Raw genomic sequence first — 26259 nt, 5'->3', positions numbered from 1 at the left:
GTCGACCCCCACCTCTAGAGAAGCCCCCTCATTCGGGGCGGCCGCAAAGCCGCTCATCACGCATTTGGATGTCGATCACACATGGCCAACACCGCCTCTGCCCGCAAGCGCATCCGCCAGACGGCGAAGCGCACCGCTCGTAACGTCGCCCGCCGGACCCGCATGCGCAACGTCATCAAGTCCGTCGAAACCGCGATCGCGACCGGGGATAAGGCTGCGGCGCAGGAAGCCATCCGCGCGGCCCAGCCGCTGCTTCAGCGCGCCGCCAACAAGGGCGTTGCGCACCGCAACACGATCTCGCGGAAGATTTCTCGCCTCTCCGGGCGCATTAAGGCTCTTGCCGCCTAACTCTCCATCTCTCTAGAATGGGGTTCGCCAGGTCTGGCAAACCCCATTCCGACACCTGAGACTTTTACTGTAGTTTCAGAGAAGATTTTCTTTCTGAAGATTCAGAACAGTCTTAAGGGCATCCGATAACAGTAAAGACGCAAGTCAAATGACCCATCGTCTTTGCGCGCGCACCCACAAAATTTAGTCGATATTTGCGGCGTACACCCTTGGGTGATCAAATCCTCCGTTCTTATTTGAGCGCGATTTGAATCTGGTTGCTTCACATGCCCCAGTGACCTAACCTAGCCGTAAGATTGCAGGAGCGTGCCTCTCAGGCGCGCCCCTCCGTCGCTACAGGTTGAGGGAGCGGGCCGCTCGGGCACGCCCGCCTGGTTTTTGCCACGGCCTGGCCTTTCGGGGAGGCTCGGCCGCGGCTGTGATTGATTGTCGCGCCATGGAGCTTCATTTGAGGGCTGCATCAGAAGTGAGGATGGAGGGGCACGACTTTTCCCCATCGGCCGAACTTGCGGCGGAATGGAGCCGCGTGCGTGCCCGCCTGCAAAGCGAGGTCGGCGAGGTTGAATATCGCACCTGGCTGCGCCAGCTGGCGCTCGGCGGCATGGATGGCGATGAGGTGACGGTTCTGCTGCCCACCCGCTTCCTGCGGGATTGGGTGCGCAGCCATTATGGTGACCGTATCAGCGCGCATTGGCAGGCGGAGAATGCGCGGATAAGGCGCGTCGATATCCGCGTCGGCCAGGCGCCGCAGCCGCTCACCACCCCGCTCGCCCCCGGCAACGCCGCCCCGGCCAGCGCCGGGAAGGCGCTGGCCCCGGACGAGGCCGCGCTCGGCGAGGATGCGGACGAGCGCGGGGAAGGCCGCGGCGACGGCATCCTGCTCGATCCACGCTATACCTTCGATACCTTCGTCGTCGGCAAGCCCAACGAATTCGCCTTTGCCTGTGCAAGCCGGGTGGCCGATCAACCATCCTCGCCCGGTTTCAACCCGCTCTTCCTCTATGGCGGCGTGGGCTTGGGCAAGACGCATCTGATGCACGCCATCGCCTGGAAGCTGCAAGCCAGCCGCCGCCCCGGCCTGCCGCCCGTCTCGGTCGCCTATATGTCGGCCGAGAAGTTCATGTACAAATTCATCGCCGCCATCCGCAACCAGTCCACCATCGAGTTCAAGGACAATCTCCGCTCGGTGGACGTGCTGATGATCGACGATCTCCAGTTCCTCATCGGCAAGGACAATACCCAGGAAGAATTCTTCCATACCTTCAACGCGCTGGTGGATGCCGGCAAGCAGATCGTGGTCTCGGCTGACAAGTCACCCTCCGATCTCTCGGGCCTCGAGGACCGGCTGCGCACGCGCCTCGGCTGCGGCATGGTGGCTGATCTGCACGCCACCACCTTCGAACTCCGCATCTCGATCCTGGAAGCCAAGGCCGCCAAGGCGAGCGTTTCGGTGCCGCCCAAGGTGCTGGAGTTCCTCGCCCATAAGATCACCAGCAATATCCGCGAGCTGGAAGGCGCGCTCAACCGCCTCGTCGCCCATTCCGCGCTCTTCCAGCGCCCGATCACGCTGGAGACGACGCAGGAGGTGCTGCACGATATCCTCCGCGCGCATGACCGGCGGGTGACGATCGAGGAGATCCAGCGCAAGGTCGCCGAACACTACAATATCCGACTGACCGACATGGCTTCCGCCCGCCGCGCCCGCAACGTCGCGCGGCCGCGCCAGGTCGCCATGTTCCTCGCCAAGCAGCTCACCAGCCGCAGCTTGCCCGAGATCGGCCGCAAATTCGGCAATCGCGACCATACGACGGTGATGCACGCCGTCTCGCGCGTCGCGGGGCTGATGGAAAGCGATGCCGCCTTCGCCGAGGATGTGGAGCTGCTGCGGCGCATGCTCGAATCCTGAGGCGGCGGCCGAGCGCTGCCCCGCCGCCCGCCGCTTGCTCCGGGCCGCGATCTTGCTAATGTGCGCGCCCTTCTGGCGATCTGAGGTGCGACCATGAAATTCAAGGCCGAGCGTGCGGTGCTGCTCAAAGCCCTCGCCCATGTCCAGAGCGTGGTCGAGAAGCGCAACACCATCCCCATCCTCGCCAACCTCATGATGACGGTGAAGGATGGCGGCCTCAGCCTCACCGCGACCGACATGGAAATCGCCATCGTCGAGCAGGTGGCGGCCAATGCCCTGCAGGAAGGCGCGGCGACGGCGCCTGCCGCGACGCTCTATGAGATCGTGCGCAAACTGCCGGAATCGGCCGAGGTCGAACTCAACCATCCGGGCGGGGATGCGCCGCTCTCCTTGCGCGCCGGCCGCTACGCCACCAGCATCATGGTGCTGCCGGTGGAGGATTTCCCGTCGATGACGGCGGGCAGCCTGCCGCATAACTTCAAGCTCTCCGCCCAGCTGCTGCGCGGCATGATCGACCGCACGCGCTTCGCCATCAGCACCGAGGAGACGCGCTACTATCTCAACGGCATCTACCTGCACGTGGCCGCCGGCGCCGATGGCGCCAAGCGGCTGCGCGCCGTCGCGACCGACGGGCACCGCCTCGCCCGTGTGGAGGAGCCGCTGCCCGCGGGCGCCGAGGAGATCCCGGGCGTCATCATCCCGCGCAAGACGGTGCTCGAAGCCCGCAAGCTGCTCGACGAAGGCCAGGAGGAGGTGGAGATCGGGCTTTCGGATACCCGCATCCAGTTCACCCTGGGCCCCGTGCGGCTGACGAGCAAGCTGATCGACGGCACCTTCCCCGAATACGAGCGCGTCATCCCGCGCGGCAACGACAAGATCCTGCGGGTGGACAAGAAGGATTTCGCTGAGGCGGTCGCCCGCGTCTCGGCCATCTCCACGGAACGCTCCCGCCCGGTGAAGATCGCGCTCGATCAGGACCGGCTGACCCTCTCGGCCGCGAGCCCCGAGCAGGGCTCGGCCACCGAGGAGCTGGATGGCGGGCGGGTTTCCTATTCCGCCGGCCCGCTCGAAATCGGCTTCCAGGCGCGCTATCTCAACGACATCACGGACCAGATCGGCGGCGAGGTCGAATTCCTCTTCGCCGATGGCGCAGCCCCCACCATCGTGCGGGATGCGGGGGATGAGAGCGCGCTCTACGTGCTCATGCCGATGCGTGTCTGATCCCGCCGCCTTCCGGCTCACCCGCCTCGATCTGACGGAGTTTCGCAGCTACGCCGCCCTTTCCTGGCGGCCGGCGGCGCCGATCTGCGTCATCACCGGGCCCAACGGCTCGGGCAAGACCAATCTTCTGGAAGCGATTTCCCTGCTCGGGCCGGGGCGCGGGCTGCGCCAGGCGCGGGTCGGCGAATTCCCCCGCAAGCGGCCGGGAGGCGAGGTGGGCTGGGCGATTTCCGGCCGCCTGCGCAACCCGGGCCTGCTCGAAGAAGTGCAGATCGGCACCGGCAGCGCGCCCGAAGGCGGCGAGCGACGGGTGGTGCGGATCGACCAGGCGGCCGCCACCCAGGCGGAACTCGCCTCCCATATCGCGCTGAGCTGGATCACCCCGCAGATGGACCGGCTTTTCGGGGAAGCCGCCGGCGGCCGGCGCCGCTTCCTCGATCGCCTGGTCTGGGCGCTCGATCCCGGCCATGCCCGGGATGTCGCCGCGCATGATGCGGCGATGACGCGGCGGAACCGCCTGCTGGCGGAAGGCCGCGGCGATCCGGCCTGGCTCGCCGGGCTGGAAGATGGCATGGCACGCCATGCGGTGGCCGCCGCGGCCGCGCGCCGGGCGCTGGTGCTGCGGCTCAATGGGCACTTGGCCGAAGGCGCGGTGGCGCCGTTCCCCGCGGCCCGCCTCGCCCTCCTCTGCCCGATCGCCGCCAGGCTCGACGAGGCGCCGGCCCTCGCGGTCGAAGATTGGCTGCGCGAGCAGCTGGCGCGCAGCCGGGCCGCCGATGCCGCCGCCGGCAGCGCCAGCCTCGGCGCCCATCGCAGCGATTTCGCCCTCGCCGATCTCGAAACCGGCCGCCCGGCCGCCCTCGCCTCCACCGGGCAGCAGAAGGCGCTGCTCCTCGGCCTCGTCCTCGGCCATGCCCTGGTGATCGCCGCGGCGCGCGGCTTCGCCCCTTTCCTGCTGCTCGACGAGCCGCTCGTGCATCTCGATGCCGAGCGGCGGCGGGCGCTGCTCGACGCACTCACCCGCCTGCCCGGCCAGGCCTTCCTCACCGGCACCGATGCGGAGGCTTTCGCGCCCCTCGCGGGCTTGGCCGAATTCGCCTGCTGCATGGCGGCAGGGCTTGAGCCGGACCCGGGTTTCGCTAGGCCCGGCGCGCAAGAATCGCTATAATCTGTTCTATCCCCTGCATTCCGGAGTTTTCCTCGGCATGTCCGATTCCGCCGCGCCGACGCCTGAGCCGATCCCCGAACACCAGGCCTATGATGCCGCCTCGATTTCCGTCCTCAAGGGGCTGGATGCGGTGCGCAAGCGCCCGGGGATGTATATCGGCGACACGGATGACGGCTCCGGCCTGCATCACATGGCCTTCGAGATCATCGACAATGCGGTGGACGAGGCGCAGGCCGGCTTCGCGACCAAGGTCGAGGTTTCGCTCAATGGCGACGGCTCGGTGACGGTGATCGACAATGGCCGCGGCATCCCGACCGATATCCATCCCGAGGAAGGCATCTCGGCCGCCGAGCTCGTGCTCACCAAGCTGCATGCGGGCGGCAAGTTCAACCAGAATTCCTACAAGGTTTCCGGTGGCCTGCATGGCGTGGGCGCGGCCGTCGTCAACGCGCTGTCGGAATGGATGGAGGTGCGGATCTGGCGCGAGGGCGAAGAGCACCACATGCGCTTCCAGCATGGCGAGCCTGATGCGCCGCTGCGCCGCATCGGCCCCTCTTCCCGGCCGCAAGGCACCGAGATCAGCTTCAAGCCAAGCGCCGGCACCTTCACCAAGGTCGAATTCGATTACGCGATCCTCGAACGACGCTTGCGCGAACTTGCCTTTCTCAATTCCGGGCTCGACATCACGCTCCGCGACGAGCGGCACACGCCGGCCGTCGAGACGCGGTTTTTCTACGAGGGCGGGCTCGTCGCCTTCGTCGAATGGCTTGACCGCGCGCGCGCGCCCATCTTCACGCCGCCGCTGACCGGCAATACCGAGGATAAGGCAAGCGGCATCCGGGTGGAATTCGCGCTCTCCTGGAACGATTCCTACCACGAGACGATGTTGTGTTTCACGAACAACATCCCCCAGCGCGATGGCGGCACGCATCTCTCCGGCTTCCGCCAGGCACTGACGCGGATGGTGACGCGCTATGCCGACAGCATGGGCAAGAAGGATAGCCTGGCGCTGACCGGGGACGATATGCGCGAGGGGCTGACGGCGGTGCTCTCCGTCAAGGTGCCCGATCCGAAATTCTCCTCGCAGACCAAGGAAAAGCTCGTCAGCTCGGAAGTGACGCCGGTGGTGCAGTCGGTGGTCGCGGATGCTATCGGCCATTGGCTCGAAACCCATCCGAAGGAGGCGCGCGGCATCATCCAGAAGGTGATGGATGCGGCAAGCGCCCGCGAAGCAGCGCGCAAAGCGCGCGAGCTTACCCGGCGCAAGGGTGTTCTTGACGTATCAACGCTTCCCGGCAAGCTCGCGGACTGCCAGGAGCGCGATGCCTCGAAATGCGAGATCTTCATCGTCGAGGGGGATTCGGCCGGCGGCTCCGCCAAGCAAGGGCGGGACCGCAAGTTCCAGGCGATCCTGCCGCTCAAAGGCAAGATCCTCAATGTCGAGCGGGCGCGCTTCGACCGCATGCTCGGCAGCGCCGAAATCGGTACCCTCATCACCGCGCTCGGCACCGGCATCGGCAATGGCGATATCGACCAGGGCGGCTTCAACGTCGATAAGTTGCGCTATCATCGCATCGTCATCATGACCGATGCGGATGTGGACGGCTCGCATATCCGCACCCTGCTGCTCACCTTCTTCTTCCGCCAGATGCCCGAGCTTATCGCCCGCGGGCATCTCTATATCGCCCAGCCGCCGCTCTATCGCGCCAAGCGCGGCAATGACGAACGCTACCTCAAGGATGACCGCGCGCTCGAAGACTTCCTGCTCGGCAAGGCGCTGGCCGAGGCGCGGCTGACCTATGCCGATGGCCGCGTTCTCACGGCCGAGGAATTGCAGGAGGCGGTGAGCTTCCTGCGCGAAGCCTGGACGCGGGTGCGCAGGCTGACGCCGGCGGCGCCGCTCCCCATCATCGAGCAGGCGGCGATCACCGGCGCGCTCGGCGTGCCGGCGACGGATGAGGAAGCCCTCGCCCAGGCCAAGACGCTCGCCGAACGGCTCAACGCCCTGCTGCTCGATGGTGAAGGTGGCTGGATCGGCACCGGAGACCTCATGAGCGGCATCACCGTCGCCCGCCGCCTGCGCGGCGTGGGCGAGCGCTACGGGCTTGATGCGGCAACGCTGCGGAGCGCCGATGCGCGCTGGCTGGCCGAGCGGCGCGGCCGTATCGCGAGCGAGTTCGCCGAGGGTGCGCTGCTCAAGCTCGACAATCGGGAGGATCGCGTGGCCGGCCCCGCCGCTGCCTTCGAGGCGATCCTCGCCCATGGCCGCCGGGGGTTGACGATCCAGCGCTTCAAGGGCCTGGGCGAAATGAACCCCGAGCAACTATGGAAAACCACGCTCGACCCCAAGATGCGCACGCTACTGCAGGTCAAGATCGGCGATGCCGAGGAGGCGGCGCAGGTCTTCGCGACGCTGATGGGGGATGTGGTGGAACCGCGCCGCGAATTCATCGTCGGCAACGCGCTGAAAGTGGCCAATCTCGACATCTGAGCGCGGGTGTCCCGCGCTGCATCATCCTGCAATCTTCCGCTAGCATTGGGCTGCAAAGGAAGATTGCAGGCCGTCTGCGTTCAAAGAGTTCAGCGGATCGTCCTCAAGAGACAGGTCCAGACCTACAGAGTACCTCATAGTTCTGCTCATTGTTCCAAGCCGGAGCCGCCATCGGCTTGACCGATCGCAGACTGATCATCTGGACAGCAGCGGCGATCACCCCATCTTCTTTCATTCCTTATGAGGGCGCATCGCGGCGGGCATCGAAGGCAAGGTCTTGGCCATCACGCACGCCGCGAGCGCGATCGGCTGCGGGACTGCGACTTGTTCGCAAGGAGGGATAGTCCATGCCCAGCTTAGGCCTCAAGCCGAAGGTCATCACCTTCGACTGCTACGGCACCTTGGTGCAATGGCACAGCGCCTTGGAAGCGGCGGTCCGTTCGGTCCTCGCGAAGCATGTCGGGGCTGACGGCCTGAACAAGGGTCTGGTCGCCGATACTGTCTCGGCGCTGCGAACCCTATCGATGGAGCAGCAACAACGCCCGCCGTTCCGGGATTACAAAACCATCCTGCAATCGAGCCTGGCCGAGGTGCTGGCCGTGAGGAGGCTGTCCATAGGTCCGGATGACGGGGAAAAGCTCCTGTCGCACCTTCGCACCATCCCGCCCCACCCGGAGGTGCCGGCGGCGTTGCAGCGCCTGCGCGCCCGGTTTCGCCTCGCGATCATCAGCAATACGGACGACGATCTGATCGCCGGAACCGTTGGCGCGATCGGCGTTCCGATCGGCTGCGTGGTCACCGCTCAGCAGGCGAAAGCCTACAAGCCGGATCATCAGCTCTTTCGTCATGCCCATGCCGCGATCGGTGTCACGCCGGATGAGACTGTTCACGTCGGCATGGGACAGGTCACTGACCTGAAGGTCTGTCACGAACTGGGCATCCGCGCGGTGTGGATCGACCGGTTGGGCGAAGCGCTCAACCCCGACTGGACGCCAGACGCCGTCTTGCCTGACCTGACGGGTTTGCCTGAACTCCTCGCCTGACCATCCGGGCTCGCCCTCGTCGAGGGCGTCAGAGCGCATTCGTGTCGAAGCGCTTCTCGGGAAATGCTTTCTCAACTACGTCCAGGAAGGCGCGTATCTTGGCGCCGACCAGGCGGCGTGAACTTTGCAGCGCCCAGATTTCGACCGTCGGGCCGGCATGCTTTCCCCAATAGGCCAGCCTGCCGCACTCGATGTCTTCGGCGACAAGCAGCTTCGGCAGCAAGGCGGCACCAGCGCCGGCCAGAACCGCGTCGCGCACCATCAGGAGCGAAGAGAGGCGAAGGATCGGCGCTGGCCGCAGGACCATCTCTGCCTCCGCTCCGGACCTCATCCGCCAAGGCGTGCCGGGCTGCGCCGCCGAGAGCAAAACCGCCGCAACCGACACCTCCTCGTCATCCGCGCCGGGAACGGGGCGCGGCATGCCGGGCGGCGCCACGATGAGGCGTTCATCGTTGAGAAAGCGGCGGCCGACCAGGCGCTCATCGGGCGAGGGGTCGATCCGGATGATCAGATCATAGCCATCTTCGACCGGATCGACCTTGCGGTCCTCGGCCACGATCTCGAGTTGTACTTCCGGATAGGTCAGAGCGAAGCGCGCGGCGATGCGGGGCAGCGCCACATGCGCGAAGACAACCGGCGCACTGACCCGCAGCCGGCCTTTCGGCGTGGATGCGCCGAGGACGACCGCCTCTCCGGCCTCGGTGATGTCACTCAGCAGCCCATGGGTACGCTCGTGAAGCGCCCGTCCTTCCTCCGTCAATCGCAGGCTCTGGGCTCCGCGCTCGATGAGCCTCACGCCGAGGCTTTCCTCGAGTTCGCCAACCCGTCGCGAGAGCGTGGCTTTGGAGCGGCCGGACTGCCGGGCGGCGCGGCCGAACCCGCCATGGGATGCGACAAGGTCGAAGTCGGACAGAGCCTGAAGATCCATCGAGATGTTCCGGATTTGAGACGGTCGATCTCGAAATTGGCGTCTATTGGATAAAAACGAAACGCCTATTTTGACCCTCAAGCCATCCGGCTCGCAACCTCATCAGGAGATTTCGACATGACCATTCTCGTCACAGGCGGCACGGGCACCATCGGGGCGCAGGTCCTCGCGCATCTTCAGGGCCACCAGGCCGATGTCCGCGCGCTGACGCGCTCGCCCGAAACGGCGCAGTTTCCCGCTGGCGTAAGCGCGGTGCGCGGCGACCTCGCTGATCCGGACTCGGTGCGGGCGGCGCTGCGAGGCGTCAGCACGCTGTTCCTGCTCGTCCCGAATGTCGCCGATGAACTGACCCAGGCGATGCTGACCCTGACGCTCGCCCGCGAGGCCGGCGTCAAAGGCATCGTCTATCTCTCGGTCTTCGGCGGCGAAGCCTATGCCGATGTGCCGCATTTTGCCGGCAAATACACGGTCGAGCGGATGATCGCGGCGCTCGAACTGCCCGCGACGATCCTGCGCCCCGCCTATTTCATCCAGAACGATCTTCGTCAGAAAGACGGGCTTCTGAAGGCCGGCGTCTATGGCGCGCCGATCGGCGCCAAGGGCGTCTCGATGGTCGATATCCGCGACATCGGCGAAGCCGCCGCCATCGAGCTGCTGCGCCGTGAACAGGCCGCGACGCCGCTCGGCCGCGAGACCTACGCCCTGGTCGGGCCGGACAGCCTGACCGGCGACGATATCGCCGCTCTCTGGAGCAAGGCGCTCAGCCGCGCGATCCGGTATGGCGGTGACGATCTCGCCGCCATGGAACAGCGCATGAAGAGCATGCTGCCGGCCTGGCATGCGCTCGACCTCCGCCTGATGTTCGCCCGCTACCAGACGGATGGCGCGGTGGCGACCGCGGAGGATATCGCCCGCCTGACCGCGCTCCTCGGTCGTGCCCCGCGCTCCTACGCATCCTTTGCCAGCGATGCGGCGAGCCAATGGGCGCGTGGCTAAGCCCCGCAACTGTAGCCCCTCACCTGGGAGACCTGCCATGAAGAGCTTCCACCCCCTCTCGCCCGAAGATGCGCCGGCCTTGGCCGCGATGCGCAAGGCCGCCTCGGCCCATAAGGGTGAGACCCTCGGGCCCGAGGCGCGGCCGATGTTCGACGCCATGCTTGCCGTGACCCCTGCGGCAGCAGATGTGCGGGTGGAGCCCGCGACCGTCAGCGGCATTGCGGGCTTGTGGCTTCGGCCGGCGAAGGCCCGACCGGGCGCGCGCATCCTCTATCTGCATGGTGGCGGATATGTGCTCGGCTCGGCCCAGGCGCTATCGCATTTCGCGGGCCAGATCGCCGCTCGCGTCGGCGCCGATGCTTTTGTGCCCGACTATCGGCTGGCGCCCGAGCACCCGTTTCCGGCCGCGATCGACGATGCCGTCGCCGCCTATCGCGGCCTCGCGGCGGAGGGGGCCGAGCGGATCCTGGTCGCGGGTGACTCGGCGGGCGGCGGTCTGACGCTGGCGCTGCTCTCGATCCTCGCCGCCGACAAGACGAAGGGCGTGGTGCGGCCGGCCGGCGCGGCGGTAATGTCACCCTGGACCGATCTGGCGCTCACCGGTGATAGTTTCGAGACGAGGGCGGCGGCGGACCCGATCTTCACGCGCGACGTACTCCAGGGCTTCGCGGATCTCTATCTTCAGGGCCAGGATGCCGCGAACCCCAAGGCATCGCCGCTCTATGCGCCCCTCGGCGGCCTGCCGCCCATCCGCATCGATGTGGGTGACGACGAAGTGCTGCTCGCCGATTCCATCCGCTACGCCGAGCGGGCGCGCGCGGCGGGGGTGGAGATCACGCTCTCGATCTGGGAGGGCATGCCGCATGTCTTCCAATCCTCCCTCGGCCAGTTTCGCGCGGCCGAGCAGTCGGTGAACGCTATCGGGGATTTCCTCCGCCAGCGGCTCACCCAAGCGTCCCCGCCATGAGCAGAGCGGCCATCGCGCGCGCCGATCTCGCGGATTTCGTCGTGCAGCGGCTCGCCACCGATACCTGGCCGCGCAAAGCGCCGCTGATGACCTGGTAGCACCCGGCCCGGCTTACAGCAGACCAGGGCGATCCGCCCGGAGCAGATGAGCGAGCCGGGCGACCGCTGCCAAGAGCGCATCATCCTGGGCGAAGCCGCCGACCAGCTGCACGCCGATCGGCAGGCCGGACCGCGAGAGCGCGACCGGCAGGCTGATCGCCGGCAGCCCGCCGATATTCACCCAGCCGGTAAAGACGGCATGGTCGCGCGGGCCGGCGGGCATGCCCTCGATCACCTGCGGATAGGGCTCCTCCGCCGGCCAGGGCAGGGCAGCGGCCGTCGGCGTCAGCACCAGATCATGCGCGCGAAACAGCGTGGCCAGATGCTGGCGGAGCCGCCCGACCTCCTGCAAAGCCGCACTTAATTCGGCACCTGTGATACCCGCGCCTTCGGCCAGCATGGCGCGCGCCGTCTCCCCCGCCTTCATGGGCAGATCGGGATAGAGCCGCAGCAAGGAGGCGACGCCCGCGCGAGAGACGACACGCCAGATCTCGCCCATCGTCTGCAAATCGAAGAAGAGCCCACCCTCCTGTACCTCGGCCCCGCTCTCGCGGAGCGCTGTGGCGAAGTCGGCCGTGGCCGACGCAACCTCGGGGTCAACCGGCGATGCGCCGAAACGCGGCACGGAGAGCACCCGAAGCCGCCCTGCCCTGCCCGGCCCCTCGGCGCGACTCACAAGCGAGCGCGGATCCCGCGCATCCGGCGCACGCAAGATCATGTCCAGAATGCGGAGGTCGGCGAGGCTCCGCGTCAGCGTGCCGATCACCTCGAAATCGCCGAGGATGGGCGGGAAGCCGTCGATCCGTGGAATGGCGCCGGCCGAGGGCTTCCAGCCGATCAGCCCGGTATGGCTGGCCGGGCGCCGGATGGAGCCGCCGCCATCCGTGCCGATCGCCGCCGGCACGAAGCCTGCCGCCACGCTCGCCGCCGCCCCGCCTGAAGAGCCGCCGGGGGTGAGTGCCAGGTTCCAGGGATTGCGCGTGACGCCGAAGAGATCGTTCCGCGTATAGCCTTCGAGGGTGAGTTCCGGCACGTTGGTCTTGCCGAGGATCACCGCGCCCGCCGCGCGCAGCCGGGCCACCGGCAGCTCGTCCGTCTCCGGTCGAAAGGTGGCAAGCGCCCGGCTTCCCCAGCTCGCCGGCAGGCCGGCCGCGAGGATATTGTCCTTGATCGAGAGGGGAATGCCTTCGAGCGGGGAGCGTGCGGCCCCGGCGGCAAGCCTGCGGTCGCTCTCCTCCGCCGCAAGCCGGGCGCCCGGCTCGTCGATCGCGACGAAGCTGCCGATCGCGCTGTCCTCGGCCGTGATGCGGGCGAGCGTGCGGTCCAGCAGTGCCGCCGCCGTCAGCCGGCCGGCGCGAAGCGCTTCCGCCACAGCCGCGATCTCGTTCGGTATCCCCTCGTCTGACATGGCCGTCACAGCGGCTTGCCGATGGCGGCCGGCAGGCGGCTCCCCCGGCCAAGGCCGGCGAGCACCCCAAGCGCGATGAGATAGGGCAGCATCTGCACCACATAGGAGCTGACGGGGATGGCGAAGCTTTGCAGCCGGAATTCGAGCGCTTCGGCGGCGCCGAAGAGCAGGCAGGCGAGCGCCGCGCCCCAGGGGTTCCAGCGCCCGACGATCAGCGAAGCGAGCGCCAGATAGCCGCGCCCGCCGGTCATGCCGTCGGTGAAGGTGCCGACCTGCTGTAGCGAAAGCACGGCCCCGCCGAGCCCCGCGATGCCGCCGCCGGCGACGATCGCCCAGATGCGGATCGCCATCGGATTGGCGCCAGCCGCGAAGACCGCCTCCGGGTTCTCGCCGACCGCCCGCAGCCAGAGCCCGGTGCGCGTGCGGTAGAGGAGATAGGAAAGCAGACCGCAGCCGAGCACGGCGAGATAGGTGAGCGGCGGATGGTCGAAGAAGAGCGGGCCGAGTCCGGGCAGGCGCGCGAGCCCCGGTATCGCCCAGGCCGCCAAGGGTGTCACCTGGATCGCCTGATGCCCCGCCACGATCTGCATGAGATAAGTGGTGAGGCCGAGGGCGAGGAGATTGGCGGTCAGCCCCGTCACCATATTGTCCGCCCGGTAGCGCACGGCGACGATCGCGATGGCGAGCGCCAGCGCCGCACCGGCAAGGATCGCGAGCAGCAGGCCGGCGAGCGCGCTACCCGCGGCAAAGGTGCCGACGACGGCGCCGAAAGCCCCCATCAGCATCATCCCTTCGAGCCCGACGGCGAAGACCCCGGCACGCTCGGAGAGGATGCCGCCGAGGGCCGCGAAGACGAGCGGCGTCGCGATGCGGATGGCAGCGGCGAGATAGTCGATCATGCCCGGCGCACCATGGCGGCGAGGATGAAGAGCATGGTCAGCGCCTCCATGACGGTGACGACGGATGAGGGCACGCCGGTCTGCCATTGCATGGCAAGCGCCCCGGTTTCGAGCGCGCCAATAAAGAGAGCGGCCGGAATGACGGCGAGCGGTTCCAGCGCGCCGAGCAGCGCGACGGTGACGGCCTTGAAACCGAAGCCGGCCGAGAACCCCTCGATCAGGCGGTGATGCAGGCCGAGCACTTCGGCGCCACCCGCAAGCCCCGAGAGCGCGCCCGCGATGAGCATGACGCCCCAGGTGACCCCGGCCGCTGAAAACCCGGCATAGCTCGCGGCCTTGCGGGATTGGCCGGTGACGCGGATGGCAAAGCCGAAGGGCGTCTTCCACAGCAGGAGGGAGAGCAGCACGGCGGCCACCAGGCCCATCAGGATGCCGGCATGGAAGAAGAAGCGCGGCATCTGCCAAAGCCAGTCTGCCCGTGGCAGCAGCGGCGATTGCAGGAAACCCGCCCCCGGCTGGCCGAGCGGACCCGAGAGCAGCAGCTGCACGAGGAGCAGCGCCACGAAATTCAGCAGCAGCGTCGCCAGCACCTCATGCACGCGCCGCCCGAGATGCAGTGCCGTCGCGATGCCGGACCAGAGCGCGCCGCAAAGTGCCGCTGCCACCATGGCGACGACGCAGGAAAGCAGCGAGGGCGCGGCAGGCCAGGCGAGCACGGCGGCGGTCGCCCCCACACCGCCGAGCGCGATCTGCCCATCCGCCCCGATATTGATGACGCCGGCGCGAAAACAAAGCGCGAGCCCCGCGCCCGAGAGCAAATAAGGCGAGGTGCGGTTCAGAAGCGTGCCGATGCGATAGGGCGAGCCGAAGGCACCAAGCAGCATCGCCCGGAAAGCGGTCGCTGGATTGCCACCCGCTGCCGCAATCAGCAGCGCGGCTGCCACCAGAGAGAGGCCGAGCGCGATCAGAATACGGGGCAATACGCCTTCCCGCCGGAAGACGAGGCGGAGCCGGCGCGCAGCCTGGGGCGGCGCGGCACTTGGCGCGGCCGGGGATGTGCTGCGGCTCATGCCGCCCGGCCTGACATCCAGAGGCCAAGCTCCGCGGGATCGACCGCCGCACGATCCCGCACACCTGCGATCCTGCCATCCGCGAGCACAGCCACGCGATCGCTGATCGCCAGCACTTCTTCGAGTTCCGAGGAGATGTAGAGCACGGCCGCACCCGCCGCCCGCAGCGCGATCATCTGGTCGAGCACGAAGCGCGTGGCGCCCGGGTCGAGCCCCCAGGTCGGCTGATGCGCGATCAATACGCCGGGCGCGCGATCCAGCTCGCGCGCGATGACGATCTTCTGCCGGTTGCCGCCCGAGAGCTGGCCCGTGCGCGTGCGGGGCGAGGTGCCGCGGATATCGAAGCGGCGCATCAGCGCGTTTGCATGGGCGAGGCTCGGGGCCCGGCGCAACAGGCCGTGCCGGCTATAGGGCGGGCGCCGGCTATCCCGCAGCATGAGGTTTTCGGCGATCGTCATGCCGGGGACGAGGCTGGTGGTGGCGCGATCCGCCGGCATATAGGCGAGCCCGGCCGCGACCCGCCCGGCCGCGCTTCGGCGGGTGATCTCCCGCCCGTCGAGCAGGATCTGCCCGGATGTGGCCTTCCTCAAACCCGCGATGGTTTCGGCAAGCTCAAGCTGACCGTTGCCATCGACGCCGGCGAGCCCCAGGATTTCGCCCGCGCGGATATCGAGGTCGAGCGGCCCCAGCCCCGGCGCGCGCAAGGCCCGCAGGCTGAGGCGTTCGCCCCCCACCGCCGAGGGTGGCAAGGCCGGTGGCGCGACATCCTGCTCGACCATGAGGGCGGCGAGCGTCTCCCGCCGGGCGCCCGTTACCGGCCGGGTGCCCGCAACGCGGCCCGCCCGCAGCACGACCACGCGATCGCAGACCGCCAGCACCTCGGGCAGCTTGTGGGTGATGAAGATGATCCCCTTCCCCTCACTGCGCAGCCGCTTGAGGATCGCGAGGAGTTCGCTGACTTCGGCAGGTGCCAGGTTGGAGGTCGGCTCGTCGAGGATGAGCAGTTCCGCATCCCGCAGGATCGCCTTGAGGATTTCGACGCGCTGGCGGCGGCCGAGCGGCAGATCGCCCACGCGGGCGAAGGGATCGAGCGCGAGCCCCAGGCGCTCGCTCGTCGCGCGGATGCGCTTCGCGGTCTCGTCCACCGCCAGGCGCCAGCCCGCTTCCTCCCAGCCGAGCATGACGTTCTCGACCACCGTCATCGCATCGACCAGCATAAAATGTTGATGGATCATCGCAATGCCGGCCGCCATCGCTTCCCGCGGCCGATGGTCGGAAAGCTCGCGCCCGCGAAAGACGATGCCGCCCTCATCCGGCCGCAGCATGCCGAAGAGCACTTTCATGAGCGTGCTCTTGCCCGAGCCGTTTTCACCGAGCAGGCCGAGGATCTCGCCCTTATGGACGTCGAGGCTGATGCCGTCATTCGCGCGGAGCGCGCCGAAGCTCCGCACAATGCCGCGCATTTCGAGAAGAGCGGCCATCCGCGCCTATCCTTCGCGCGCTCAGCCTTCGCTCAGCCGCCGGGCCGCGCGTCATGCGCGGTCGGCACGATCGAGAGCTTGCCCGCCGCGAAAGCCTCGCCCATGGCGGTGATCTCCTTCTGCACGGATGCCGGCACCACGGGGTTGAAGGTCTCACCCGGCTTATAGCCCAAGGTCGCGCCCGTCACCGGCGCAGTGTTGTAGCCATATTGCACGAAGGTGCCGAAGAGCTTGCCGGCCTTCACCGCATCCGCCGTATGACCGATCATCGCCGGCCAGTCTTCCAGGATATTGGTGAGCACGAGATCGGGCGCGATCTTCGTCTGGTCGTAGCCCCGGCCGGTGACATAGACGTGGCGTTCTTTCGCGGCTTCGACAAGCCCGGCTTCGGCCGCGTTGAGCTTGCCCGTCAACACATCGGCGCCCTGGTCGATCATGGAGAGCGCCGCCTCCTTCGCCTCGGCCGAATCCTCCATATCCTTGATGTAGATGATGGTGACATGCGCGCCCGCCTTCTCCGCGCAGATGCGGAAGGCGCCGGCCTGGGCGGTGATGTTGGGCACGCCCTGCAACCCATAGACGCCGCCCACCTTATGCGTCTTGCTCATGCGCGCGGCGAGCAGGCCGAGCTGGCAGCCGAACTGGGCATTGTTCCAGTCGATCGACATGACATTGGGTGCCTGGCCCTCATTGCCGCTCACCGCGATGAACTGGGTTTTCGGGAAATCGGGTGCGACCTGCTCCATGGCGGAGACGAAGCGGCCCGAATGGCCGAGCACGATGAGATAACCCTGGCTCGCATAGCTTTGCAGCGCATCGGCCTCATCGGCATCGGCGACATTCTCGGTGTAGGATACCTTGAAGCCGTGCGGCTTGAGGCTTTCGATGATCTGGTAACCGAGCGCGTTCCAGCTCTGGTCGTTGATGCTGCCGGGCAGCAGGATCGCGGCCTTGGGCTCGGCCGCCTGCGCCATGCCGAGCGTGGCACTTCCCATCAGCAAGGCGAAACCGGCAGCCATGAGGCGTGCGGCGCGGGGCAGACGCATGATCAGCATGGGGCAACCTCTTTCTGAAAATGAACCAGGAGATCGGGGGCGCCCGGCCGCGCGCAGTCGGCTCCCCGTCTCATAGGCTGACGATGGCGGCGATCGGCGCCTGGCCGGGGCGGCATTGATGTTCCGTGCCGCCGGAGATGAAGATTGCCGGATCACCCGTGACGGAGGCGAGAACAGCGCCGAGGGCCGCGCGCGCATGGCGCTCGTAATTGATATCGGCATCCGACAGCATCGTCGTCCGCCGCCCACGCAGCATGCCGCCGGGCGGCGCTTCGGCCTTGGCGAAGATCGCGGCGATGCGCGCATCGCCGGCGCCCGCTTCGTCGCCGACTGCATCGCGCGCCGCACGGCCGACGGCGGCAGCGTCGATCACGTCCTCCAACACCGCATGGCCGATGCGCAACGATCCCGTCGCGGCGGGGGAATTGCCGAAGAGCAGCACTTCGCAATGGCGCAGCTCCCCGCCGGCCGAAGTGTTCGCCACTTCCGAATAGAGATCCATCGCTTGCGCGATCACCCCCTCCGCCAGCGCATCTTCGGCGATCTCGCCGAGGGCCAGAGCGACGCCGAGCGCGGTTGCCCCCCGGGCATAGGGCTTCGAACCATTGGGGTCGGTCGTCACCAGCCGCACGCCGCGGCGTGCCGCATCTTGCACCAAGGCTGGCGTCAGCAGCGGGCCTTTGACCTGCACGTAATGAACGTCGCGCGCCTCCTCGATGCCGGCCTCCGCCTGCGCCGCGCGCACGGCCTCGGCCACCAGACGCACCTCCGTCAACGTCCCCACCTCCTCCGGCTGCAAGGCGCGCGTCAGCCCGATGCCGAGGGCGAGGCGCTTCTGGCCCGGCACAGGCACGCCGCCCGACGACCGGGTAAACAGCGTCGCATGCGGGCTGAGCACGCCTTCCGTGCCGCCGGACCAGACGAAGGCAATCCGCTCCGTCACCGCCTCAGGGCTGATACCGAGATGGCGTGCCAGCAGGAGGGAGAAGGCGAGTGTTGCGAAGCCGCGCGTGAAATCATTCGCGCCGCCATTCCCCTCGGTCTTGCCGATGAGGGCGACGATCTCGCGCGGATCGACGACGCCGCTCTCGATGAGTTGGCTCAGGGCCGAAACATCGCTCGGGCTCGCCATGGGCAAGGTGTGGAGGCCGATCTGCATCGCCCGCTCCTTCGACTGATCACGCAGCTTGAACGGGTTGTGCTGCGCTGCGCAAATATTTTGGAATTCTTTTCACGATGTGGAATAACGCCCCATCGGATGGAGGGTGCCATGGCGCGGCCACGCAAGAACGAGGCCAAGGCGGAAGAGGGCGCTGCGGCCGAGCGCGGCAGCGGCGTGCAGTCGATCACGCGGGCGCTCGCGCTCCTCGAAGAACTGGCAGCGAGTGACGAGGGGTTGACGCTGACCGATCTCGCCCGCCGTGTCCGGCTGCCGCCATCGAGCGCCCATCGGCTGCTGACCACCCTGCAGCATGCGCGCTTCGTGCGCTTCGAGCCCACGAGCATGGCCTGGCAGGTGGGCGTCGGTGCCTTTCTCGTAGGCAGTGCCTTCACCCGCACGCGCGATCTCGTCTCGCTCGCACTCCCCCATATGCGGCGGCTGATGAGCGAGACAGGCGAGACCACCAACCTCTTCGTGCTCGATCGGGAGGAGGTGATCTGCATGGCGCAGGTGCAGAGCCAGCAGATGGTGCGCGCCATTTCACGCCCCGGCAGCGGGGTGGAGTTGCACCGCTCGGCCGCCGGCAAGGCGATCCTCGCTTATATGGACCCGCAGGAGATGCAGGCGCTGATCACGCGCCGGGGCCTCCGCCGCTATACCGAGCGCACGATCACCAGGCCCGACGCGCTCGAAGCGGAACTCGCGCGCATCCGAGCAGAGGGCGTCTCGATCGACAATGAGGAGTTCTCGCTCGGGCTGCGCTGCGTCGCGGCACCCATCTTCACCGAAGCGGGTGCGGTGCAGGCGGCACTCTCGATCGCGGGGCCTTCCGCCCGCATCACGCCAGCCCGGCTTCCCGCCGTCTCCGCCCTGGTCCGTCTTTGCGGCGAGCGGGTGACAGCGGAGATGGGCGGTTCAGCCGCTTCGGCAAGGCTGGGTTGAACGCCATTGCGCCCGCCAGGCCCGCCGCGGCCGGCCTTGCCGCGCGGCATTTGGGCGGAGGGTCAGGGGGGCGCAGCAGGGCCAGGGAGTTCGGCATTGCCGAGTTCCGCCGCGGTCGGCAGCGCCGCGAAGGCCCCCGGCCGCCCCACGGTCAGCGCCGCCGCCTGCTGCGCCCGGTCCAGCGCAAGGATGAGCGGCACGCCGGAGGCGAGCGCGGCGGCGATGACGCCGCAGAGCGTATCGCCCGCCCCCGAACTGTCCACCACCACGGCCGCAGGATGCGCGGGCAAGCGAAGGGCGCGCGCGGCGCCATCCGCATCCCGCTCCGCCAGGGCGGCCCCCGCGCCGCCGAGGCTGACGATCGCGGCCTGCGCACCGGCCTCGATCAGCGCGCAGGCCGCCTCCTCCGCCTCCAGCCCCGTGAGGCTCTTTGCTTCCACGGCATTGGCGATGACGAGATCGCAGAGCGGCAGCAGAGGCAGGATGGGCCAGATGAGCGGCGCGGTGTTGAGGATCACCCGCCCCCTCGCCGCCTGCATGGCGGCGCGGGTCGCGGCCTCCGAGAGGTTGCCCTGCATCAGCAGCCAGTCCCCGGGCCCGACCGTCCTGCCGAAGCGCGCGGCCTCCTCCGCCGGATAGGCGGCCGCCGCGGCACCGGCGGTGACGATGCAATTCTCGCCCTCCGCGGTCACGAGAATGAGGGACAGATCCGTCGGCGCATCGACGTAAAGCGGCGCGAAGCCCAGCGGTTCGCGGCCCAGCGCCTCGGACAGGCGGGCCGCTTCGGCATCGCGGCCGATGGCGGCCGCGAGCACGACATCCGCCCCCGCCCGTGCCGCCGTCACCGCCTGGTTGAGCCCCTTGCCGCCCGGCGCGCGTGCCGCGCGGTCGGCAATCAGCGTTTCACCCGGGTAGGGCATGCGCCCCATCGTCAAGGTCACGTCGAGCCCGGCATTGCCAAGCACGAAAAGCCGGCTCATGCGCGCGCCCGCTCGGCCTCGCCCATGAAGGCGCGCACGCGCTCGGGGTCCACCGGGTTCCACCAGACGCCATCTTGCTTGAGGTAGCTTGCGATGATGACGCCATCGGCGAGCGAGAGGATCTCGCCGATATTGCCCGGCGTCACGCCGGAGCCGATGACGACGGGCAGGCTGCAGCCTTCCGCGATGGCGCTAATCTCCTCGGGCGTTGCGGCATCGCCCGTCCGCTGGCCGGTGGCGATTGCCACATCGGCGTCGAAAAACTCCGCATCGCGGGCGAGTTCGGGAATTGACCGATCCCCGGTGATCGCATGCGCCCCGTGCTTGACATGGACATCGGCGAACACCCGCACCGAACGGGCCTGCAGCGCGGCACGGTAGCGCATGGCCTGGCCGGCGAGCCCGTCCATCAAGCCTTCGTTGGCGACATAGGCATTGGTCCATTGATTGACGCGGATGAAGGCGGCGCCCGCCGCTTTGGCGATCGCGAAAGCCTGGATGGCGCCATTGGCCAGCACATTGACGCCGACCGGCAGGCGGCTCGCGCGGCGCACCGCATCCGTCATCACGGCCATGCAGGCCGCCGTCTCGGGGCCGAGCTGGTCCGGCTTGATGAAGGGGATGTCTCCGTGATTCTCGACGATCAGCCCGTCGAGGCCGCCGGCTTCGTAGCGGCGCGCTTCCTCCACCGCATAATCCACGATGCTCGCCATGCTCTCGCCCTCATAGGCCGGCGCACCCGGCAGAGGCCGGGAATGGATGACGCCGATCACCACCTTGCGGCGGCCGAAGAGCGCTTCCAGCGCATGCGGCTTGGGGCGAAAGACGGGCTTCGCGGTCATCACGCCGGCTCCTTCATGCGGGGCACGGGCCAGCTCGTATCATAGGCTGCCTCGTGGAAATCGATCTCGAGCAGCAGGGCGCGCCCGAAGAGGTTGGAAAGGTCGCGCCATCGGGCGCGATCCAGGCTGGCGCCGGCACGGTCCACCTCGGCGCGCAGCCATTCAGCGCCCTGGACGAAATCCGCAGCGGCATGCAGATCGACCCAGGCGCGCAGCGTAGGCGCCGTGATGCGGCCGCGCGCCGCGCGCTCGCACCAGGTTGCATACATCCATTCCGCCGCCAGCATGATCGTCACGATCGCGGCATAATCGCCCTCGCGCGCAATCGCCAGCATGCCATCGGCGAAGCGCCGCACCGCCTCGGGCAAGGCCGGTGCGTCGGATGCCGCATCAATACCAAGTGCTGCAAAACACGCTTCGAACCAGACGAGTTGATCCTCGGCCAGCGCATGGAGCGTGCCGATCAGCTTACGCTGGGCGGCGAAGCCGGGCGCCTTGAGCAGAGCATGCGCGAAGATGAGCACGGCGGTTTCGACAAACGCATGCTCGAAATAGAAATACCGCCGCAGCGCATCCTCGGGCAGCCGATCCTGCTCGATATCCCGCACGAAGCGATGCGTCTGCATCGCCTGCCAGGCTTGCTCATTCTCGGCGCGTAGCCAGGCGGAGAGGCGCTCGCCGCTCACCGCGCCGGCTCCGTCAGCCAGGCGAGCAGGTTGCGCCACAGCCGCCCATAGCCCTCCCAGGCGAGAAAATCGTTCGGCAGCCAATGCGGCCCGATATCGGACGTCCAGACAGCCGTGCGGCCCTGCCCGTGGCTTCCGGTGACGAGCAGGGGAAAGCCGCCCTCACCCGCCGGCAGGCGCGCGAGAACCGCGGCACCTGGCTTGACGGTCACCTCGTTGGCGCCGAGGAGGAGCGGCCATTCGCCCTCGATCCCGGCGAAAATCGGATGCGCAGGCTCGTCGATCTGCGGCCGGAAGCCTTCGGGGATCTCAAGCCTGTCATCCTGGGCGAGGCAGGTGACGGGCAGCGCGTCCTCGACCGGCGTGCGGTGCCAGCGGGCCCGCCCGTCGATCCCCTGGAAGCTGAAATAGCCGCCGATCATGGCGAGCCCGCCGCCTGCCGCCGTCCAATCGCGGAGCAGCTTGAGGCGGTTGGGCACCGGCTTGCCGTGCAGCCAGACCGAAGGCGGGAGCAGCAAGGTATTGGCACCGATATCCGAGAGCAGAATGGCCCTGTATTGCGCGAGCCCCGCCGCCTCGAAGGGAAAGCCCTCCGCCGCTTCATGCGCCGGCATATAGGTCAGCTCGAAAGGCGAATCCGCGAGTGCCGCAACGAGCGGCTCCGCACCCAGGTGAAAGGTGACGCTGCCGAACTGGTCGAAACCTTTGAAGTGGGTCGCGGCACTCACCCAGCTTTCACCCACCAGCAGCACTTTGGTTTTCGTCACGGTCAACCCGTCCTTTCAGTCGCCCCGCGCGGAGAAGACAGCGCGGGGATTGTCGATCATCAGCTGCATGATGGCATCTTCCCCGACGCCATGGCGGCGCAGGCGCGGCAGGAAGTGCTTCTGCAGATAGGCGTAGCCGAAGCCGCCATGGCGGGTGAGCATCATCTTGAGGAAGACATCCTGCGAGAGCAGCAGGCGGCCGAGATGCCCGGCAGCGATCAGCCCCGCGATGGCAGTTGCGTTATCCTCGTCTGACGGACATTGCACGCCCTGGTCGGCGTAGAAGAAGTCCATGCCGATCATGTCGTATTCGAGGAAGGCGCCGCGCTCGGCCAGCGCCGATTGATAGGCCAAGTCCTTGCCCGAGGGGTTCATGTGGCAGAGCACGGTGTGGCGGAGCGCCCCGCCCTCCGCCTCCACGATATCGAGCACCCGATGCCCATGGCGGAACCAGGCCGGCAGATGCACCATCAAGGGCAGGCCGCAGCGGGCTTGGGCTTGCGCGGCACCGCGGAGAGACCGTTCCTCGGCCGCCGTGAAATCGGGCGAGACACCAATTTCGCCGATGATGCCGATGCGCACGCCACTATCGCCGATACCGTCCAGCGCTTCGGCCACGATCTCGTCGGCGATCGCTTCGGCCGACATGCCGGCAAGCCGCGGCGGATGCGAAGCACCAAGGTAGAAGCCGCCGCCGGTGATGATCTGCAAGCCGGTTTCCCGGGCGATGCGCTGATGCGCGAGGGGATCACGCCCGATGCCGGCGCAGGTCGGATCGACCACCGTGCGGCCGCCAAGCGCCGCGACCGGCAGCAGTTCCGCGATCGCCAACCGCTCGTCATCCAGCCGGCAATTGTCGAGATTGACGAAAGGGTCCATCCGCAATTCGCCGAGGATGCCGGGATGCACCGGATCGCAGGCAAGCCGCTGGCGCTCCGGCTCGCGCGGCTTGTGCCACCAGCAACGGCAATCGTTCAGCAGATGCTCATGCATCAGCGTGACACCCATGGCCTCGGCCGCGATCGGGCCGAGCACGGTCATCACCTGCCCCGATCCGATATGGGCGGGCGAGAGTTCGCTCATCATCGCCGCCTGCCAGCCGAGAGGCGGGAGAAGATGCGCGTATTGAGCCAGATGGCGAGGAGGATGATCGCGCCCGTCACAATCTGCACCAGGAAGGGCGAGGTATGGATGAGGATGAGCCCGTTGCCGATCACGCCGATCGTCAGCGCGCCAAGCATGGTGCCGAGGATCGTGCCGGTGCCGCCGAGGAGCGAGGTGCCGCCGAGCACCACGGCCGCGATGACCTGCAATTCGAAACCCTCCGCCGCGTTGGAGGAGCCCGAGCCGAGGCGCGCCGCGATGAGCAGGCCCGCGAAAGCGGAGGCGACACCGGTGATGACGAAGGCCGAGATGATGACGGCGACCGATCGGATGCCGACGCGCCGTGCGGCTTCCGCATTGGCGCCGACCGCGGTGACATAGCGGCCGTAGCGCGTCTCCCGCAGCACGAAGACGCCGATTGCGAGGATGATGACCGCGAGGATCGCCGGGATCGGCAGCCCCGCCACCCAGCCCCGCCCGAGGGTGAGGAACAGCGCGCTGGATGGCTGGTCGATCGGGATCGAGTAGCCGCGCGTCAGCAGCAATGCCAGGCCGCGCATCATCGAAAGCCCGGCAAGCGTCACGATGAAGGACGGGATCTTTTCCGAGGCGACGAACCAGCCCTGCACCGCGCCCGCAAGCGCGCCCAGCGCGAGGACCAGAAGCGAGGCGATTTCCCACGGCACGCCGGCGCCGATCGCGATGGCGCAGACGGCATTGGCGAGCGCGACGATGGAACCCACGGAGAGATCGATCCCGCCCGTGGTGATGACGAAGGTCATCCCGACGGAGGTGACGAGCAGCGGCGCCAGCTGCCGCAGGACATTGAGGAGATTGTCCGGCAGCAGGAAGTAAGGCGAGAGGATGGCGAAGAGCGCGCAACACAGAATGAAGAAGAGCGCGATCGAGAGCACCTGCGCATGTTCGATCAGGAAGTCGTGCCAGGGCCGGGTACGGCTGGGCACGGTTGCCGTATCGGTCATCCTGCGCCCTCCAGAGCGGCGGCGTGGTTGCCACCGACGATGAGCCTGACGATCTCGTTCAGGTCGGTCTCTCCGATCAGCCGTTCGGCGACCTTGCTGCCCTCGTACATGAAGGCGATGCGGTCGCAGACACGGAACAGATCCTGCAGGCGATGCGTCACCAGCACGACGGCGACACCTTGCGCCTTCACGCGGTTGATGAGCGCGAGCACCGCCTCCACTTCCGCCACCGCAAGCGCCGAGGTCGGCTCGTCGAGCAGCAGTACCTGCGGCGAGAAGGAGGCGGCGCGGGCGATGGCGATCGATTGCCGTTGGCCGCCGGAGAGCATCGCGACTTTCGCGCGCATGTTCGGAATGCGGATGTCGAGCGCGTCGAGCATCCGACGTGCCTCGCGCTGCATCGCTGGCTTGTCGAGCATGCCGCCGCGGGTGATCTCGCGGCCGAGGAAGAGATTGCCGGCGACGTCCACCGTGTCGCAGAGGCTGAGATCCTGGTAGACCATCTCGATGCGATGCGCGCGGGCTTCGGCCGGGCCCGAGAGGCGGATGGGCGTGCCGGCCAGGCTGATCTCACCACCATCCGGCAGATAGGCGCCGGACATCACCTTGCTGAGGGTGGACTTGCCGGCGGCATTGTCGCCGACAAGTCCGAGGCATTCGCCCCCGAAAAGATCGAGATCGACATCACGCAGCGCGGTGTTCGATCCGAAGATCTTACGGATGCCGCGCAAAGACATCAGTGGCGTGGCCGCGGCGATCATCCCTTGAAGACGGCACGATAGGGGTCGACATTCGCCTTGGTGACGATGGTGACAGGCACCGGAATCAGCGCCGGCACGGTGCCGCCCTTGAGCTTGGTGAGAAGCGCCTGCACCGCCGCGCGGCCCATGCCTTCCGGGTCCTGCTGGACGACGGCGATGACGTAGCCGGCATCGATGCCGGCGATCGCCTGGGCCGTCAGATCCCAGCCGAAGATCTTCACGCTGTCCTGCTTGCCCTGGCTTTGCACGGCCGCGATGGCGCCGAGCAGCGCGGGCTCCCCGGTTGCGTAGATAACGTTGATGTCGGGATTGCCGGTCAGTAGGTTTTCGGCGGCATTGAGCGCGGTATCCTGGATATTGCGCCCGTCCACGACACCGGCGACCGAGATGCCGGCATGACCCTTGATGGCATCGAGGAAGGCTGATTGCCGCTGGTTCTGGATGAAGGAATTCAGCGCACCGACGACGCCGATGCGCGCATGGCCTTTCATGTGCTGCTGGACATAGGGGAGGAAGACCTCGGCGAGCATGTGGCCGGCCGTTGTGTTATCCACACCAACCTGCGCGAGCTGCGGGCCTTTCGGCAACACCGCATCCACCGCCACGACGGGGATCTTGGCGGTTGCCGCTTCCTGGATCGCCGGCATGATGCCGTTGACGTCGATCGCATCGACGACGATGCCCTGCACCTTCTGCTGGATATAGGCCTCGATCGCATTGTTTTGCGCCGTCGGCTGGTCGTTTGCGTTGAAGACGACGAGCCTGGCGCCGGCAGCCTTTGCCGCTTCCTCCGCCCCTTTCTGGAGCTGGTTGAAGAAGAGCGCCTGCTCGTTGATCTGCACGAGGGCGAAGCTCGGTTCGGCAGCCTGCGCCAGGCTGGGGAGAAGTGCGGTCGCGGTAAGGCCGGCAGCACCTCCAAGGAGGCTGCGGCGGGACAATGCGGTCATCGATAC

The 26259-nt window shown here is 67.5% G+C and carries 24 protein-coding genes; 9 read left to right on the top strand and 15 right to left on the bottom strand.

Annotated features, from left to right (window positions below; genetic code table 11):
• Positions 1–81 precede the first annotated feature (81 nt).
• The 6 genes from rpsT (at position 82) to ACYQ7X_RS13625 (ending at position 8177) form a co-directional block, all read left to right on the top strand.
• Complete coding sequence (gene rpsT / locus ACYQ7X_RS13650; protein WP_459697595.1) at positions 82–348, top strand: 30S ribosomal protein S20; 267 nt, start codon at positions 82–84, stop codon at positions 346–348.
• 472 nt (positions 349–820) lie between these two features.
• A complete protein-coding gene (dnaA, locus tag ACYQ7X_RS13645) occupies positions 821–2254 on the top strand; it encodes a chromosomal replication initiator protein DnaA (RefSeq protein WP_459697593.1) in 1434 nt (477 codons plus the stop codon).
• A 93-nt stretch (positions 2255–2347) separates the two neighbouring features.
• Positions 2348–3475, top strand: coding sequence for a DNA polymerase III subunit beta (gene dnaN, locus ACYQ7X_RS13640; RefSeq protein ID WP_459697592.1), 1128 nt, complete (start codon positions 2348–2350; stop codon positions 3473–3475).
• Positions 3468–4643: a DNA replication/repair protein RecF gene (recF, locus tag ACYQ7X_RS13635; protein ID WP_459697591.1), complete on the top strand. Its 1176-nt coding sequence runs from the start codon at positions 3468–3470 to the stop codon at positions 4641–4643. The genes dnaN and recF overlap by 8 nt, the downstream gene beginning before the upstream one ends.
• Positions 4644–4680: 37 nt before the next feature.
• Positions 4681–7134 carry a DNA topoisomerase (ATP-hydrolyzing) subunit B gene (gyrB, locus tag ACYQ7X_RS13630; RefSeq protein ID WP_459697590.1) on the top strand — a complete coding sequence of 818 codons (2454 nt, stop codon included), beginning with the start codon at positions 4681–4683 and terminating at the stop codon, positions 7132–7134.
• Positions 7135–7481: 347 nt separating this feature from the next.
• Entirely contained in the window at positions 7482–8177 is a 696-nt protein-coding gene (locus ACYQ7X_RS13625) for an HAD-IA family hydrolase (RefSeq protein ID WP_459697589.1), read from the top strand.
• 28 nt (positions 8178–8205) lie between these two features.
• On the opposite strand, the gene ACYQ7X_RS13620 is transcribed toward ACYQ7X_RS13625, so the two are convergent.
• Positions 8206–9186, bottom strand: a complete 981-nt coding sequence (locus ACYQ7X_RS13620; RefSeq protein WP_459697588.1) for a LysR family transcriptional regulator — start codon at positions 9184–9186, stop codon at positions 8206–8208.
• Between the two features lie 36 nt (positions 9187–9222).
• Here ACYQ7X_RS13620 and ACYQ7X_RS13615 point away from each other — a divergent pair, with 36 nt between their 5' ends.
• Both ACYQ7X_RS13615 and ACYQ7X_RS13610 read left to right on the top strand, forming a co-directional pair.
• Entirely contained in the window at positions 9223–10101 is an 879-nt protein-coding gene (locus ACYQ7X_RS13615; protein ID WP_459697587.1) for an NmrA/HSCARG family protein, read from the top strand.
• Positions 10102–10138: 37 nt separating this feature from the next.
• Complete coding sequence (locus ACYQ7X_RS13610; protein WP_459697586.1) at positions 10139–11068, top strand: alpha/beta hydrolase; 930 nt, start codon at positions 10139–10141, stop codon at positions 11066–11068.
• Between the two features lie 111 nt (positions 11069–11179).
• Here ACYQ7X_RS13610 and ACYQ7X_RS13605 read toward each other — a convergent pair whose 3' ends face one another.
• The 6 genes from ACYQ7X_RS13605 to atzD form a co-directional block, all read right to left on the bottom strand.
• Entirely contained in the window at positions 11180–12574 is a 1395-nt protein-coding gene (locus tag ACYQ7X_RS13605) for an amidase (RefSeq protein WP_459697618.1), read from the bottom strand.
• 5 nt (positions 12575–12579) lie between these two features.
• Positions 12580–13473: an ABC transporter permease gene (locus ACYQ7X_RS13600; protein WP_459697585.1), complete on the bottom strand. Its 894-nt coding sequence runs from the start codon at positions 13471–13473 to the stop codon at positions 12580–12582.
• Positions 13470–14543 (bottom strand): ABC transporter permease, encoded by a 1074-nt coding sequence (locus tag ACYQ7X_RS13595; RefSeq protein ID WP_459697584.1) that lies wholly within the window; start codon positions 14541–14543, stop codon positions 13470–13472. The genes ACYQ7X_RS13600 and ACYQ7X_RS13595 overlap by 4 nt, the downstream gene beginning before the upstream one ends.
• On the bottom strand, positions 14540–16024 hold the full coding sequence (locus tag ACYQ7X_RS13590; protein ID WP_459697583.1) for an ABC transporter ATP-binding protein: 1485 nt from the start codon (positions 16022–16024) through the stop codon (positions 14540–14542). The genes ACYQ7X_RS13595 and ACYQ7X_RS13590 overlap by 4 nt, the downstream gene beginning before the upstream one ends.
• A 32-nt stretch (positions 16025–16056) precedes the next feature.
• Positions 16057–17079: a BMP family protein gene (locus tag ACYQ7X_RS13585; protein WP_459697582.1), complete on the bottom strand. Its 1023-nt coding sequence runs from the start codon at positions 17077–17079 to the stop codon at positions 16057–16059.
• 70 nt (positions 17080–17149) lie between these two features.
• Positions 17150–18238: a cyanuric acid amidohydrolase gene (gene atzD, locus ACYQ7X_RS13580; RefSeq protein WP_459697581.1), complete on the bottom strand. Its 1089-nt coding sequence runs from the start codon at positions 18236–18238 to the stop codon at positions 17150–17152.
• A 111-nt stretch (positions 18239–18349) separates the two neighbouring features.
• On the opposite strand from atzD, the gene ACYQ7X_RS13575 reads away from it, so the two are divergent.
• Entirely contained in the window at positions 18350–19183 is an 834-nt protein-coding gene (locus ACYQ7X_RS13575) for an IclR family transcriptional regulator (RefSeq protein ID WP_459697580.1), read from the top strand.
• A 62-nt stretch (positions 19184–19245) separates the two neighbouring features.
• On the opposite strand, the gene ACYQ7X_RS13570 is transcribed toward ACYQ7X_RS13575, so the two are convergent.
• The 8 genes from ACYQ7X_RS13570 to ACYQ7X_RS13535 are packed head-to-tail and all read right to left on the bottom strand — an operon-like array spanning position 19246 to position 26253.
• The gene (locus tag ACYQ7X_RS13570) at positions 19246–20163 is read right to left on the bottom strand and encodes a PfkB family carbohydrate kinase (RefSeq protein ID WP_459697578.1); all 918 of its coding nucleotides are present in this window, start codon (positions 20161–20163) and stop codon (positions 19246–19248) included.
• Positions 20160–21005, bottom strand: coding sequence for a BtpA/SgcQ family protein (locus ACYQ7X_RS13565; RefSeq protein ID WP_459697577.1), 846 nt, complete (start codon positions 21003–21005; stop codon positions 20160–20162). Before ACYQ7X_RS13565 ends, ACYQ7X_RS13570 begins: the two co-directional genes overlap by 4 nt.
• Complete coding sequence (locus ACYQ7X_RS13560) at positions 21005–21691, bottom strand: TenA family protein (RefSeq protein WP_459697576.1); 687 nt, start codon at positions 21689–21691, stop codon at positions 21005–21007. The genes ACYQ7X_RS13565 and ACYQ7X_RS13560 overlap by 1 nt, the downstream gene beginning before the upstream one ends.
• On the bottom strand, positions 21688–22458 hold the full coding sequence (locus ACYQ7X_RS13555) for a glutamine amidotransferase (RefSeq protein ID WP_459697575.1): 771 nt from the start codon (positions 22456–22458) through the stop codon (positions 21688–21690). The genes ACYQ7X_RS13560 and ACYQ7X_RS13555 overlap by 4 nt, the downstream gene beginning before the upstream one ends.
• 15 nt (positions 22459–22473) lie before the next feature.
• On the bottom strand, positions 22474–23541 hold the full coding sequence (locus ACYQ7X_RS13550) for a phosphotriesterase family protein (protein WP_459697574.1): 1068 nt from the start codon (positions 23539–23541) through the stop codon (positions 22474–22476).
• Entirely contained in the window at positions 23541–24545 is a 1005-nt protein-coding gene (locus ACYQ7X_RS13545) for an ABC transporter permease (protein ID WP_459697573.1), read from the bottom strand. The genes ACYQ7X_RS13550 and ACYQ7X_RS13545 overlap by 1 nt, the downstream gene beginning before the upstream one ends.
• Positions 24542–25282, bottom strand: a complete 741-nt coding sequence (locus ACYQ7X_RS13540; protein ID WP_459697571.1) for an ATP-binding cassette domain-containing protein — start codon at positions 25280–25282, stop codon at positions 24542–24544. The genes ACYQ7X_RS13545 and ACYQ7X_RS13540 overlap by 4 nt, the downstream gene beginning before the upstream one ends.
• 20 nt (positions 25283–25302) lie before the next feature.
• Positions 25303–26253: a substrate-binding domain-containing protein gene (locus ACYQ7X_RS13535; protein ID WP_459697570.1), complete on the bottom strand. Its 951-nt coding sequence runs from the start codon at positions 26251–26253 to the stop codon at positions 25303–25305.
• Positions 26254–26259 lie beyond the last annotated feature (6 nt).

The organism is Acidisoma sp. C75 (assembly GCF_054665095.1).
This window is presented reverse-complemented; position numbering and strand designations above follow the sequence as displayed.

What these genes read in the sequence shown, in the direction of transcription:
- ACYQ7X_RS13605 (WP_459697618.1), bottom strand. Translation starts at nt 12,574, where the DNA reads ATGTCAGACGAGGGGATACCGAACGAGATCGCGGCTGTGGCGGAAGCG.
- ACYQ7X_RS13535 (WP_459697570.1), bottom strand. Translation starts at nt 26,253, where the DNA reads ATGACCGCATTGTCCCGCCGCAGCCTCCTTGGAGGTGCTGCCGGCCTT.
- gyrB (WP_459697590.1), top strand. Translation starts at nt 4,681, where the DNA reads ATGTCCGATTCCGCCGCGCCGACGCCTGAGCCGATCCCCGAACACCAG.
- ACYQ7X_RS13615 (WP_459697587.1), top strand. Translation starts at nt 9,223, where the DNA reads ATGACCATTCTCGTCACAGGCGGCACGGGCACCATCGGGGCGCAGGTC.
- ACYQ7X_RS13585 (WP_459697582.1), bottom strand. Translation starts at nt 17,079, where the DNA reads ATGCTGATCATGCGTCTGCCCCGCGCCGCACGCCTCATGGCTGCCGGT.
- ACYQ7X_RS13595 (WP_459697584.1), bottom strand. Translation starts at nt 14,543, where the DNA reads ATGAGCCGCAGCACATCCCCGGCCGCGCCAAGTGCCGCGCCGCCCCAG.
- ACYQ7X_RS13600 (WP_459697585.1), bottom strand. Translation starts at nt 13,473, where the DNA reads ATGATCGACTATCTCGCCGCTGCCATCCGCATCGCGACGCCGCTCGTC.
- ACYQ7X_RS13565 (WP_459697577.1), bottom strand. Translation starts at nt 21,005, where the DNA reads ATGACCGCGAAGCCCGTCTTTCGCCCCAAGCCGCATGCGCTGGAAGCG.
- ACYQ7X_RS13590 (WP_459697583.1), bottom strand. Translation starts at nt 16,024, where the DNA reads ATGGCCGCTCTTCTCGAAATGCGCGGCATTGTGCGGAGCTTCGGCGCG.
- dnaN (WP_459697592.1), top strand. Translation starts at nt 2,348, where the DNA reads ATGAAATTCAAGGCCGAGCGTGCGGTGCTGCTCAAAGCCCTCGCCCAT.
- ACYQ7X_RS13610 (WP_459697586.1), top strand. Translation starts at nt 10,139, where the DNA reads ATGAAGAGCTTCCACCCCCTCTCGCCCGAAGATGCGCCGGCCTTGGCC.
- ACYQ7X_RS13575 (WP_459697580.1), top strand. Translation starts at nt 18,350, where the DNA reads ATGGCGCGGCCACGCAAGAACGAGGCCAAGGCGGAAGAGGGCGCTGCG.
- atzD (WP_459697581.1), bottom strand. Translation starts at nt 18,238, where the DNA reads ATGCAGATCGGCCTCCACACCTTGCCCATGGCGAGCCCGAGCGATGTT.
- ACYQ7X_RS13550 (WP_459697574.1), bottom strand. Translation starts at nt 23,541, where the DNA reads ATGAGCGAACTCTCGCCCGCCCATATCGGATCGGGGCAGGTGATGACC.
- rpsT (WP_459697595.1), top strand. Translation starts at nt 82, where the DNA reads ATGGCCAACACCGCCTCTGCCCGCAAGCGCATCCGCCAGACGGCGAAG.
- ACYQ7X_RS13545 (WP_459697573.1), bottom strand. Translation starts at nt 24,545, where the DNA reads ATGACCGATACGGCAACCGTGCCCAGCCGTACCCGGCCCTGGCACGAC.
- ACYQ7X_RS13540 (WP_459697571.1), bottom strand. Translation starts at nt 25,282, where the DNA reads ATGTCTTTGCGCGGCATCCGTAAGATCTTCGGATCGAACACCGCGCTG.
- ACYQ7X_RS13570 (WP_459697578.1), bottom strand. Translation starts at nt 20,163, where the DNA reads ATGAGCCGGCTTTTCGTGCTTGGCAATGCCGGGCTCGACGTGACCTTG.
- dnaA (WP_459697593.1), top strand. Translation starts at nt 821, where the DNA reads ATGGAGGGGCACGACTTTTCCCCATCGGCCGAACTTGCGGCGGAATGG.
- ACYQ7X_RS13625 (WP_459697589.1), top strand. Translation starts at nt 7,482, where the DNA reads ATGCCCAGCTTAGGCCTCAAGCCGAAGGTCATCACCTTCGACTGCTAC.